The sequence below is a fragment of the Mycobacterium colombiense genome, from assembly GCF_001665835.1.
Lineage (GTDB): Bacteria > Actinomycetota > Actinomycetes > Mycobacteriales > Mycobacteriaceae > Mycobacterium > Mycobacterium colombiense_A.
In genome coordinates, this window is sequence record NZ_LZSX01000003.1 from 15,844 (window position 1) to 28,426 (window position 12,583).

At 71.5% G+C, this 12,583-nt stretch carries 10 protein-coding genes; 4 read left to right on the forward strand and 6 right to left on the reverse strand.

Features of this window, described 5'->3' with window-relative positions; translation table 11 throughout:
* The first annotated feature begins 62 nt into the window (after window positions 1-62).
* Window positions 63-317 (forward strand): mycoredoxin Mrx1, encoded by a 255-nt coding sequence (gene mrx1, locus A5760_RS00270; protein WP_064877086.1) that lies wholly within the window; start codon window positions 63-65, stop codon window positions 315-317.
* A gap of 7 nt (window positions 318-324) precedes the next feature.
* Here the strand turns inward: mrx1 and nudC are convergent, their stop codons facing one another.
* The 4 genes from nudC to A5760_RS00290 form a co-directional block, all read right to left on the reverse strand.
* Entirely contained in the window at window positions 325-1,257 is a 933-nt protein-coding gene (gene nudC / locus A5760_RS00275; RefSeq protein ID WP_064877087.1) for an NAD(+) diphosphatase, read from the reverse strand.
* Window positions 1,257-2,327: a potassium channel family protein gene (locus A5760_RS00280; RefSeq protein WP_064877088.1), complete on the reverse strand. Its 1,071-nt coding sequence runs from the start codon at window positions 2,325-2,327 to the stop codon at window positions 1,257-1,259. The genes nudC and A5760_RS00280 overlap by 1 nt, the downstream gene beginning before the upstream one ends.
* A gap of 93 nt (window positions 2,328-2,420) precedes the next feature.
* The gene (locus A5760_RS00285; protein ID WP_064877089.1) at window positions 2,421-5,723 is read right to left on the reverse strand and encodes an ATP-dependent helicase; all 3,303 of its coding nucleotides are present in this window, start codon (window positions 5,721-5,723) and stop codon (window positions 2,421-2,423) included.
* Entirely contained in the window at window positions 5,720-8,857 is a 3,138-nt protein-coding gene (locus A5760_RS00290; RefSeq protein WP_064877090.1) for an ATP-dependent helicase, read from the reverse strand. The genes A5760_RS00285 and A5760_RS00290 overlap by 4 nt, the downstream gene beginning before the upstream one ends.
* Before the next feature lie 110 nt (window positions 8,858-8,967).
* Between A5760_RS00290 and A5760_RS00295 the strand changes: the two genes are divergently transcribed.
* The 3 genes from A5760_RS00295 to A5760_RS00305 are packed head-to-tail and all read left to right on the forward strand — an operon-like array spanning window position 8,968 to window position 10,367.
* The gene (locus tag A5760_RS00295) at window positions 8,968-9,171 is read left to right on the forward strand and encodes a hypothetical protein (RefSeq protein WP_064877091.1); all 204 of its coding nucleotides are present in this window, start codon (window positions 8,968-8,970) and stop codon (window positions 9,169-9,171) included.
* A gap of 45 nt (window positions 9,172-9,216) precedes the next feature.
* Window positions 9,217-10,002, forward strand: a complete 786-nt coding sequence (locus tag A5760_RS00300; protein WP_064877092.1) for an alpha/beta fold hydrolase — start codon at window positions 9,217-9,219, stop codon at window positions 10,000-10,002.
* A gap of 2 nt (window positions 10,003-10,004) precedes the next feature.
* Window positions 10,005-10,367 carry an MGMT family protein gene (locus A5760_RS00305; RefSeq protein WP_064877093.1) on the forward strand — a complete coding sequence of 121 codons (363 nt, stop codon included), beginning with the start codon at window positions 10,005-10,007 and terminating at the stop codon, window positions 10,365-10,367.
* On the opposite strand, the gene A5760_RS00310 is transcribed toward A5760_RS00305, so the two are convergent.
* Complete coding sequence (locus tag A5760_RS00310; RefSeq protein WP_064877094.1) at window positions 10,364-11,218, reverse strand: TIGR02569 family protein; 855 nt, start codon at window positions 11,216-11,218, stop codon at window positions 10,364-10,366. The genes A5760_RS00305 and A5760_RS00310 overlap by 4 nt on opposite strands.
* A 105-nt stretch (window positions 11,219-11,323) precedes the next feature.
* Window positions 11,324-12,508, reverse strand: a complete 1,185-nt coding sequence (moeZ, locus tag A5760_RS00315; protein ID WP_064877095.1) for an adenylyltransferase/sulfurtransferase MoeZ — start codon at window positions 12,506-12,508, stop codon at window positions 11,324-11,326.
* Window positions 12,509-12,583 lie beyond the last annotated feature (75 nt).

The following is a 12,583-nucleotide window of genomic DNA, read 5'->3' on the forward strand; positions in this document are numbered from 1 at the left end:
TCGCCCACTCCTCCGCATCCCGCTTCGCGGAATGCATCGTCGCCGGGCTACGTTAACCAACCATGACCTCTGCCCCGCTCACCGTCTACACGACCTCCTGGTGTGGCTACTGCCATCGGCTGATGACCGTGCTTAAGTCCAACGGCATCCCGTACGAGGCGGTCGACATCGAGCACGACGCGGCGGCCGCTGATTTCGTCAGCTCGGTCAACGGCGGCAACAGGACGGTTCCGACGGTGAAATTCGCCGACGGCTCGACGCTGACCAATCCGAGCGCCGCCGAGGTGAAGGCAAAGCTGGCCAACGCCGGCAACTAGGCGCCGGTCAGTCGATCGCGGCCCAGGATTCGATGATCACGCGGGCGATCGAGATCGACCCGGGCAGAAGCAGATTCGACTCCGACGAGCTGGACCAGTCCCCGGCCGCCAGTGCGGTGCGCACCTCGTCGCGCGTGAACCACGCGGCCTCGCCAATCTCGCCGTCGTTGAACGCGAATTCCTCGGCCGGGTCGGCGACGGCGTGGAAGCCGACCATCAGCGAACGCGGGAACGGCCACGGCTGACTGCCCAGGTATCGCACGTCGCGGACGGTCAGCCCGATCTCCTCGCGGATCTCCCGGGCGACGCACCCCTCGAAAGACTCACCGGCCTCGACGAATCCGGCCAGCAACGAGAACATCCGCTCGGGCCATACCGCCTGACGGGCCAGCACCGCGCGGTCACCGCCATCGTGGACCAGGCAGATCACCGCCGGGTCGATACGCGGGAACTCCTCGTGACCGGTCACCGGGTTGATGCGCGACCAGCCCGCCCGGGCCGGCCTCGTCGGCGAACCGTCCACGGAGCTGAAGCGTGCCTTCTCATGCCAATTCAGCAGCGCGACGGCCGCGGACACCAGCTGGCTGCTGGTGTCGTCGAAGATCGGGCCGAGACTGCGCAGGTTCACCACCTCGGCATGCGCGGCGGGGTCGTCCGGAGCCTGCAGCGCGCCGCGGATGCCCCAGACGTGGCGGCCGTCCTCGATGCGCCCCAGAAACACCGCCTCCGACGGCGGCTTGTCGCCCACTTCGGCGGCGGCGCCGAGCACCACCCGGCCGTTGGCGGCCAGCACCTGGTTGCGCGAATCCACCCGCAACAGCGCCGCATCCGCCCAGCCTGCGGTGGCCGCCTCGACGTCGGTGCGCAGCTGATCGGCGCGGTCGGCACCCACCCGCGATAGCAACGGCACGCTGCGCAGCTGAAAGTCCGCGATCGCCATCAGTGGTCGGCGTTCCGGATGTAGAGCAGCCGGTCATTGGCCTCGATGGCATCCACTTCCGGTGCGCCGATGCGCAGCAGGTGGCCGTCGCGCACCACACCGAGCACGGTGTCGCGCAGGTGCCGCGGCGACCCGCCGACTTCGGCCTGCTCCACTTCACGCTCGGCGATGGCCAACCCGGCGTCGGGTGTCAGCAGATCCTCGATCATCTCCACGACGCTGGGGGTGGTGGTGGCCAGCCCGAGGAGCCGGCCCGCGGTGGCCGAGGACACCACCACCGAGTTCGCGCCCGACTGCTGCAGCAGGTGCTGGTTCTCGGTCTCCCGGATGGAGGCGACGATCTTGGCGTGGGGCGCGAGTTCGCGCGCCGTCAGCGTCACCAACACCGCGGTGTCGTCGCGGCTGGTGGCAACGATGATGGACGCCGCATGCTGGGCGCCGGCCAGCCGCAGCACGTCGGCCTTGGTGGCATCGCCATGCAGGGTGACCAGGCCGGCACTTTCGGCGTGCTCGAGCGTGCTGCGATCGGTGTCGACGACGACGACCTCGGTCTGCACGGTCTCGTCACCGAGGATGGCCGCGACCGCGGTCTTCCCCTTTGTGCCATAGCCGATCACGATGGTGTGGTTGCGCACTCTGCTCCTCCAACGCTGAATCTTCCACCCTTGGCGAGACCGCTCGGAGAGCACCTCGAGCGTGGTGCCGACCAACACGGCCAGGAACGCGATCCGCAGCGCGGTGAAGATCAGGGTGTGCACCAGACGCGCGGTTTCGGTGTACGGCGTGATGTCGCCGTATCCGGTGGTCGAGAGGGACACCGCGGAGAAATACACGCAGTCCAAAAAGGTCAGCGGTTGGTTGCGCACGTCGCGGTAACCGCTGCGATCCAGGTAGACGATGACGGCCGCGGCGAACAGCACCACCAGCGCGATGGCCAGGCGCCGGGTGATGACGCGGATGGGACTAGCGTGCTCCTCGGGGATACGCACCACGCCGATCAGCTGGTGACCGCGCTGAGCCGTCAGGGTTTCGTCCAGACCGCTCAGCCTTCGGGACCTACCGTTGCCCACGGCGGTCCGTCATCGGCTTACCTTCTGCGCACGAGACACGCACCGTCTTATGTAACCACGGCCACAGCTTCCCCAATACTCGGGCGGCGCAGGTCACACCCGGGCGCGACGGTCGCCGGCCGGATCCGTCAGCAGCCCCGCGACCTCGGCGGCGCTCGGCAGTTCCTCGGGGATCACGGTGGTGCGGGCGCGCACGTAGTGGAAGGCGGTGCGCACCGAGGATTCCGGGATGCCGGCCAACGCCGCCCAGGCCACGCGGTACACGGCGAGCTGGACGGCGGCCTGCCGCATCGCTTCCGGCCCGCGCGGCGGTTCGCCGGTTTTCCAGTCCACCACGGTGGCGCCGCCGTCGGGATCGGTGAAGACCGCGTCGATGCGTCCGCGCACCAGCGTGTCGCCGATCGGCATCTCGAACGGTACCTCGATGGCCACGGGAGTTCTTGCGGCCCAGGGTGATTCGGTGAAGGCATCCTGCAACGCGGTCAGTTCCGCGGTATCGCCGACGGCGGAGTCCGCCGCGCCCGGCAGATCGCCGAGATCGAACAAACACTCGGCGCCGTAGAATTTCTGGACCCACGCGTGAAAGGCATTGCCCAGCAACGCATGCGGCTCCGGCCGCGACGGCAGCCGGTGCCTCAACCGCTGCGCGGTGCCCGCCGGGTCGCGCGCCAGGCCGACCAGCGAGCTGACCGACAACTGACCCGGCAGGACGGCGGCCGGCGGCTGCACCAGCCGGGCGCGCTCGGCCAGCAGTGCGTCGACGTCGGCGGCCCAACCGTCCACATCGACGTACGCCTCGGTCGCATCGGCCCGCAACGCCTGCGCCACCAGCGCGGCGCCGTGCTCGACGTCATCACGCCGCGCCGCCAGCGGGTCCGGCGGCCACACCGCTTCGACGACGTTGTCGCGCAGCGGGTTTCGCTCGCCATCGGCGGGCGCCGGGGCCCAGTGCTCCACCGATCCGCAGGGGTCGCCGGCCGCGGCCGAATCGTCGATCACGGCCTTGATCTCGCACAGGAAGTCCGACGGGCCGCGCGGCTTGATGCCGGTGGCCGCCCAGTGGTGCCCGGACACCAGCAGCGTGTCCTCGGCGCGGGTGATGGCGACATACAGCAACCGGCGCTCCTCGTCGATGCGGCGCTGCTCGAGCTGGCGACGATGCTCGGAGATCTTGTCCGACAGCTGCTTTCGGTTGGTGACGTCCGAGGTGTCCATCACCGGGATGCCCAGCGCTCCCGCGGCGGCGCGGTCGCCGCGCAAGAGCGGCGGCAGCTCGGCGGCGTCGGTCAGCCAGGTGCTCTTCGACGCCGTCGATGGGAAGGTACCGCCGGACAGGTGGGCCACCGCCACGACCTGCCATTCCAGCCCCTTCGCGGAGTGCACGGTGAGCACCTGGACGCGGTCGCGCGCGACCGCCAATGGTGCGGGCGCCAAACCGTTCTCGACCGACTCGGCGACGTCCAGAAAAGCCAGCAGGCCGGTCACCGAGGTGGTTGCCGATCCGTCCGCCGGCCCGGTCGCGGTGCCGGTGCGTTCGGCGTAGCCCGCGACAACGTCGGCGAACGCATCCAGGTGCTCGGTGCCGGCCCAGCCGGCCCCGACCCACGCCGCGGCCCGGACTTCACAATCGATGCCCAGCACCCGGCGCACCTCGGCGACCAAGTCCGGGAGCGGATGGCCCAGGTGGGCGCGCAGGGCGCTCAGTTCGGCGGCCAGCGCGGTAATGCGCTGGTATCCCGCAGCCGAATACGCCCCGGCCGCACCGGGATCGGCGATCGCGTCGGCCAGGCACACGGTGTCCGCGTCGGGGCCGGCCGCACTCGCGATCGACTCGGGCGAGGACGCTTCGGCGGGCTGCGCCGCCCCGCCGAGCGCACGCGCCCGCTGCCACAGCGCCGTGAGGTCGCGGGCGCCGAGGCGCCAGCGTGAACCGGTGAGCACCCGCATCGCCGCCGCGCCTGCCGTCGGATCGGCGACCAGCCGCAGCATGGCCACCACCTCGGCGACCTCCGGGATGGCCAGCAGCCCGGCCAGCCCGACGACCTCGACGGGGATGCCGCGGGCGCGCAGCGCGTCGGCGATGGGCGCGGCATCCGCGTTGCGGCGCACCAACACCGCGGCCGTCGGCGGACCGACGCCCTCGTCGCGGGCCTGCCGGTACCGCGCGTCGAGGTGATCGGCGATCCACTCACGCTCGGCCGTCACATCGGGCAGCAGTGCGCAGCGGACGGTGCCGGGCGGGGCGTCCGGGCGCGGGCGCAGCGCGTGCACGGCCACCGATCGCCGCCGCGCCTCCGCCGACACCGCGTTGGCCACCCGCAGCGTCCGGGGCGGATTGCGCCAGCTGGTCCGCAACTCCAGGATCGGGGCGGGGGTGCCGTCGGATCGGGGGAAGTCGGTGGTGAACCGCGGCAGGTTAGTCGCCGAGGCGCCGCGCCAGCCGTAGATCGACTGAATCGGGTCTCCGACGGCGGTGAGCGCCAGCCCGTCGTCGACCCCGCCGCCGAATAGTGCTGAGAGCGCGATGCGTTGGGCGTGGCCGGTGTCCTGGTACTCGTCGAGCAGCACCACCCGGTAGCGGCCGCGCAGGTCCTCGCCGACTTGCGGGAACGTCGCCGCCAGCCTGGCCGCCGAGGCCATCTGCATCCCGAAGTCCATCACCTTCGCGGCACGCATGCGGCCGTTGAGCGCGTCGAGCAGTGGCACGAGTTCGGTGCGTTCGGTCTGGGTGGCCAGCAGCCGCAGCAGCCATTGGCTGGGGCCGCGATCCCGTTGGTAGGGGCCCGCGGGCAGGCAGTGGATCAGCCGCTCCAGCTCGACGTGGGTGTCGCGCAGCTGGCCGGTGTCCACCAGGTGTTCGGCCAGCTGCCCCCACAGCCGCAGCACCATCGAAGTGACGGTCGCCGGGGTCTTGTCGGTCCGCAGTTCGCCCGGATAGCCGTTCACCACGTCGAAAGCCAGCTGCCACAACTCGGTTTCGCTGAGCAGCCGGGTGTCGGGCTCGACGGGCAACAGCAGCCCGTAGTCGCGCAGCAGCGAGCCCGCGAAGGCGTGGTAGGTGCTGACCGTCGGAGCACCCTCGGAGTCGCAGGCCGTACCCGACGCGCCCAGGCCGACGCCGGCCAGCCGGGCCAGTCGGGACCGGACCCGGCGCAGCAGCTGGCCGGCGGCCTTGCGGGTGAACGTCAAGCCCAGCACCTGACCGGGTTCGGCGTAGCCGTTGGCGATCAGCCACACCACCCGCGCCGCCATGGTTTCGGTCTTGCCGGCGCCGGCGCCGGCGATCACCACCAGCGGCCCCGGCGGCGCGGCGATGACGGCGGCCTGCTCGTCGGTCGGCGGAAAAAGCCCTAGCGCGCCGGCCAATTCGGCGGGGCTGTAGCGCGGCGGGGTCATCGCTGCGCCCCCTCGGCGTGGGCCGGGCAGTTGGGCCGGATCGGGCAATGGGCGCAGCCGTCGTTGCGCCGCGCGATGAACTGCGGGCCCGACGTCGCGCCGGCCGCGCGCCCGATGACCTCGCGCCATTCGTCGCCGGCGGCGGCGGTCAGCGGATCCTGTTCGCGTTCGGCCACTCCGGACGCCCCGGTCTTGCCGACGTAGACCAGCCGCGCGCCGCCGGGCTCGACATTGTCGGTCCCGTTGCCCACCAATCCCTCTGCCACCGCCAGCTGATACATGGCGAGCTGGGCGTGTTGTTGCGCATCGTCCTTGCTGACCGGTGACTTGCCGGTTTTGATGTCGACGATCACGAGCCGGCCGGCGGCATCGCGCTCCAGCCGGTCGACCCGGCCGCGCAGCCGCACCTCGCCTCCGTCGCCGGTGGCCACGGTTCCCTCGATCTCGACCTCGACGCCGACCTCGGTCAATGCACCCCGGGTCTGCGCGCGCCACTCGATGAACGCCTCCAGCATGGCGCGGTGCCGGGCCAGCTCGTTGTCCGAATGCCATTGCGCCGCGAAGGGAAGGTGTTTCCAGGCGCGGTCCAGCTCGGCCAGCAATTCCGATTCGCTCCGGTCCGGTTCGGCGATCAGGGCGTGCACCACCGACCCGATCGCCGAGCGCACGTCGCGCGGGCCGGAACCGCCGTGCCGCTCGGCGAGCCAGCGCAGCGGGCAGTCGTTGAGGGTCTGCAGGTTCGACGGCGTCAGGGTGACCACGTCGCCGCTGCCACGCAGCGGTTCGCTGGTGCTGACCGGCGTCAGGCCGTGCCACCCGGCCGGGTCGGCGCCGGGCACGCCGGCTTTGGCGAGCCGCGCCAATTGCGTTGCCGCGCAAGCGCGGGTGAGCTCGTCCACCGCGCCCTGGGGAGCGCACACCACGCCACGCAGCCGGCCCACCAGCGCGGCCGCGGACAACACCCGCGGCGCCGAGACCGGTTGCACGCCGGCGCTATCGGCGTCGTCGTCGGCCCACTGCGCGATTTCGGCGAAGAACACCGACGGCAGCGCGGCCTGTAGACCGGCACCGCCGGTGTCGCTATCGACGGCCGTCACCAGCAACCGGCTCCGGGCCCGGCCCATCGCCGCCACCAGCAGCCTGCGCTCCTCGGCCAGCAGCGGCGCGCGCACCGATGCCTCCGCGCCGATCCCGTCCAGCACGTCCAGGAGCCGCTGGGTGGCCAGCACGCCGCCGCGCGGAACGGTGTTGGGCCACAAGCCGTCCTGCAATCCGGCGATGACCACGAAATCCCATTCGTGCCCCAGCGCGGCGTGCGCGCTGAGCACCCTGACCTGCTCGGCCGCGGCGACGGGCTCGGGGGTGGCGCTCGGCAGCGCCAGCGCGGCGATGTGCTCGACCAGACCGCGCAGCGACGCACCCGAGGTGCGCGACACGTAGTCGTCGGTGACGTCGAACAACGCGGTCACCGACTCGAGGTCACGGGTGGCCTGGGGCGCGGCGGGACCGCCGCGCTCGCTCACCGACAGCCAGCGGCGCTGCAACCCGGACCGATGCCAGGCGGCCCACAGGGTGTAGCGCGGGTCGTCACCGGCACGGTGCGAGCGCGCGGCCGCGTCCAGCACCGCGCGGACCTTGCGCAGCGGGGCGAACCGCGGACCCGGCGGCGTCGCGTCACCGGACAGCGCCTCGACCAACAGGTCGGCGAAATCCGCCGGTGCGCGATCGGGGTTGGCGCGCTGCAGTGTTCGGCGCAGCTGACGGAGCGAAACCGGATCGACACGGCCGATGGGGCCGGTCAGCAGCGCCAGCGCCTGCTGCCCGTCGAGCCCGTCGGCGGTGGCCAGCAGCACGGTGAGCAGGGCGCGCGCGGCCGGCTCCTCGGACAACGGCCCGGGGGCGGCCGGTGCGGCCACCGGCACCCCGGCGGCGGCCAACGCGCGCGGCAATCGAGCGCCGGCCCGCGGCACCGACCGGACGATGACCGCCATCTGCGACCAGGGCACGCCGTCGACCAGGTGTGCGCGCCGCAGCGCGTCGGCGATGGTCGCCGCCTCGGCGTGCGCCGACGCGGCCAGCCGCACGGTCACCGACCCCTCCCCGGTCCCGGCGCCGTCGATCTGCCGGCCGCCGCTGCCGCCCGGTAACCGGCCGGCGATACCGCTCACCGCGCGCGCGACGGCGGGGGCGCAGCGGTGCGACGTCGTCAGCGTCACCGAGGGCGCTTCGCCGCCGAGCAACCCGGCGGGTTCGCCACCCCGGAAGCCGAAGACCGCCTGGTTGGGATCCCCGGCGATCAGCGCCAGCTCGGCGCCCGCCGCGAGCACCCGAACCAGGCGGGCGGCCTGCGCGTCGAGTTGTTGGGCGTCGTCAACCAGCAGGACGCGGATCCGGCCGCGTTCGGCGGACAGCAATTCGGGGTCGACGGCGAACGCTTCCAGTGCGGCGCCGACCAATTCGGCGGCGCCCAGCGCGGGTGTGGTGGCCTCCGGCGCGGCCGTGCCCACCGCGGCGCGCAGCAACATCACCTGCTCGTACTGGCGCGCGAATTGGCCGGCGGCGGTCCACTCCGGCCGTCGGCAGCGACGGCCCAGCCGCTCCAGTTCCTGGGGATCCACGCCGCGTTCGGCGCAGCGGGCCAACAGGTTTCGCAGTTCGGTGGCGAAGCCGGCGGTGCTCAGCGCCGGCCGCAGCTGGGCCGGCCAGGCCGTCGCGGCGCGCGGTCCGTCCTCGATGTCTCCGGCCAGCAGCTCCCGGATGATGGCGTCCTGTTCGGCGCTGGTGACCAGCCGCGGGGGCGCCTCGCCGGCGCGCTCTGCCGCGCGCCGCAAGAGCGCGTACGCGTACCCGTGCACGGTCCGCACCAGGGGCTCGCTCACGGCGGCCCGGCCTCCGCCGGTGGATCGCGAGCGCAGCAACGCCGTCGTCAGCGCGCTGCGCTCGGCCATCCCGATCCGGCCGGAACCGGTAAGCAGCAGAACCGATTCCGGGTTGACCCCAGCGTCAATCTGGGCGACCGCGGCGTCGATCAGCAGGCTGCTCTTGCCGGTGCCGGGCCCACCGAGGACCCGAACGACCCCGCGCGAACCGGGCGCCAGCAGAGCATCCGCGTCGGTGTCCCAGGTGTGTGACATGGCTGCATGCAATCACCAGGGTGTGACAAGTTTCGTCCGACCGGCAGCGGCACCGGCACCTACCCTGGAGGCCAGAGCGAGGAGCAGACCGGAAGGAGGGGTGCAAGACCATGCAGGACGACGAACGCGGCTTTCCCGTCGACGAGGCGCCCGAAGGCGACGCGGTGGAACAATCGCGGGCCGTGGATTCCGACGACGAGACCGGCCTGGATACCGACTACGTGGCCGCCGGGGACCGGGAAGCCAACGAGGCCGACGTGATCGAGCAGGCCTACATTGTCCCCACCGAGGACGATCGAGATGACGACCGGTGAGGACCGCCCGCACGTCGTGATCGTGGCGGCTGGCACCATCGACGGGTGACCGCGAAGTTGCATGTGCACCGCTACGGCCCGTCCGGTCCGGTGCAGATCCTGGCGCTGCACGGGTTGACCGGCCACGGCCAGCGTTGGCAGCATCTGTCCGGCTTTCTGCCCGGAATCGGCATCGCCGCACCGGATCTGGTCGGCCACGGCCGGTCCTCGTGGGCCGCGCCGTGGACCATCGACGCCAATGTCGCGGCGCTGGCCGCGCTGCTCGACGAGCAGCCCGACACTCCGGTGGTGATCGTTGGCCACTCGTTCGGCGGCGGGCTGGCGATGCACCTGGCCGCGGCCCGCCCCGACCGGGTGGCGGGGCTGCTGCTGCTCGACCCGGCGGTCGGGCTGGACGGCGACTGGATGCGCGAGATCGCCGAGGCGATGCTGTCCTCGCCCGACTATCCGGACGCCGAGGAGGCGCGCCTGGAGAAGGTGCACGGCTCGTGGTCGGATGTCGAGCCCGCCCTGCTGGACGCCGAGGTCGACGAGCATCTGATCGCGCTGCCGGGCGGGCGCTACGGCTGGCGGGTCAGCCTGCCGGCGATGATGGCCTACTGGAGCGAGTTGGCCCGCGACACCGTGCTGCCGCCGGCGAAGACCCCGACCGTCCTGGTGCGAGCCAAGCGCACCACCCCGCCCTATGTCAGCGACAAGCTCATCGACGGCTTGGCGCGGCGGCTGGGATCGGACTTCCGGCTGCTGGATTTCGACTGCAACCACATGGTGCCCTACGCCAAGCCCGACGAGGTCGCCGCGTTGACCCGCGAACTGCTGGAAGCGCGCTGAGGATGGCGCCGGTGACCGACGAGCAGGTCGAGCGGGTGCGTGCGCTGGTCGCCGCGATCCCGTCCGGCCGGGTGGCCACCTACGGCGACATCGCCACTGTCGCAGGGCTTTTTAGTCCGCGCATCGTCGGCTGGATCATGCGGACCGACTCCTCCGACCTGCCCTGGCACCGAGTGATCACCGCCTCCGGGCGCCCGGCGCGGCACCTGAGCACCCGGCAGCTGGAGTTGTTGCGCGCCGAAGGCGTGCTGGCGACCGACGGCAGAATCGCGCTGCGCGAGGTTCGCTACGAGTTCCCCGGCTGGGTTAGTGGCGATCGCCAGCGCGGAAAACCGGGCGCAGCGGGTCGACACGCGGCTAGTTAGAGCACCAGCCGGACCAGCGCCGCGGTGCGGGCCAGGCCGGGGAAGGCCTCGGCCGTGGACCGCGGGTGCAGCGCGTGCACCGCGAGGCGGAACATCAACGCCCGCAACAACATCTGGGGCCACTCCGGCAGGGCGTTCCAGCGCTCGATCAGGCCGTCGTCGGCCTCCCCCCAGGACAGCGCGTCGATGACGACGACGCCGGCCGCCCATGAGGCCGGCCGCCAGTACGGGGTGATGTCGGTGATTCCCGGCGCCGCGGTGCCGACGAAAAGCACTGTGCCGTAAAGGTCCCCGTGCACCAGCTGGTTGGGGCTCTTCGTCGGCTTACGCAGGGTGGCGAGCTGGTGGAGCAGCTCGACCGACCGCTCGGCGTCCGCTGTCGGCGGGGCCACCCGCGCGCCCGGCGGCACCGAGGCCAGAGGCCGTTCCTCCCAGGCCGCACGATCGGCGGCGATGAAGATGTCGACGTCGCCCCACGGCGCCGTGGGCCCCTGGGTCAGGAAGCGGGGCCGGTCCAGTTTGCCCGTCGCCTCGTGCAGCCGCACCGCGGCGGAGACGACTTCGTCATGGCGGGGCTCCGGCGTCCCGGCCACGAAGGTGTCCGCCCGCCAACCGGAAACGACGTAGCGCCCGTCGGTGGAACGGACCGGCCGGGCCAGCCGGACGCCGTCGACGAACAGGGTCTCGCGGACCCGCGCGGACCAGGCCGCGCGTGCGTTGTCGGCCACCAGCGACAGGACGACTTCGCCGCACCGCCAGCCACCCTCCCAGCTGGCCCCCAGATAGACGGGTTTAACGCCGGCCAAACCAAACGCCGACAGCACATGATCCGGCGGTGGCTCGACTGTCACACCGGTACTCTAAACGAGTCCAACAGGCGGCGATCGCTAGCACAGCGGCGGGTCGCCGCCAGCCTGAACAGCGGCGGGTCGCCGCAGTCCAACAAGCGTTCCGGGTCAGTACATGATCATGTCGGGTTGCATCTGCTGCGCCCATGCCACGATCCCGCCCTGCAAATGCACCGCGTCGGCGAATCCGGCCTTGCGCAGCACCGCCAGCGCCTGGGCCGAGCGCACCCCGGTTTTGCAGTACAGCACCGGCAGGCGGTCCTGCGGCAGCTTTGCCAGACCCTCGCCGGAATTGATCAACGACTGCGGAATCAGCTGGGCCCCGTCGATGTGCACGATGTCGAACTCCACCGGCTCACGCACGTCGATCAGGGCAAACTTCTTGCCGGAATCCAGCCAGTCGCGCAATTCCCGCGGGGTGATGGCTGACGCGTCGTCGTGGGCGGCGGGCGCCGGCACCGCGCCGCACAACTGCTCGTAGTCGACGAGCTCGGTGATCTTCGGCCTCGACGCGTCCGACGGATCGCGACGGATCGCGATGGTGCGGTAGGTCATCTCCAGGGCGTCGTAGATCATCAGCCGGCCCAGCAGCGAGTCGCCGATCCCGGTAATGAGTTTGATCACTTCTGTGCTCATCACCGACGCGATGGAGGCGCAGACGATGCCCAGCACGCCGCCCTCGGCGCAGGAGGGGACGGAGCCGGCCGGCGGCGGCTCAGGGTAGAGGTCGCGATAGTTGAGTCCGCGTCCGTCCGGGGCGTCCTCCCAGCACACCGAGACCTGGCCTTCGAAGCGGTAGATCGACCCCCACACGTAGGGCTTCTTCGCCAGCACGGCCGCGTCGTTGACCAGATATCGGGTCGCGAAGTTGTCGGTGCCGTCGACGATCAGGTCGTAGTGGCCGAACAGCTCGACGGCGTTGGTGGAGTCCAGGCGGAATTCGTGCAGCCGCACGTCGACCAGCGGGTTGATCGCGGCGATGGAGTCGCGCGCCGATTGGGCCTTGGATCGTCCGACGTCGGCCACCCCGTGGATGATCTGGCGGTGCAGGTTCGACTCATCGACCACGTCGAAATCGATGATGCCGATGGTGCCCACGCCGGCCGCCGCCAGGTAGAGCAACGTCGGCGCGCCCAGCCCGCCCGCGCCGATCACCAGCACCCGGGCGTTCTTGAGCCGCTTCTGCCCGTCGGGGCCCAGGCCGGGAATGATCAGGTGCCGGCTGTAGCGGGCCACCTCGTCGCCACTGAGGTGGTCTGCGGGTGCCACCAGAGGCGGCAGCGGCGTCGGCACTGCGAAACATCTCCTCGGTCGGCCTGGCGGTAAGCGTCGTCTACCAACCATCACAGCAGCCCTTTGCGGGCGCGG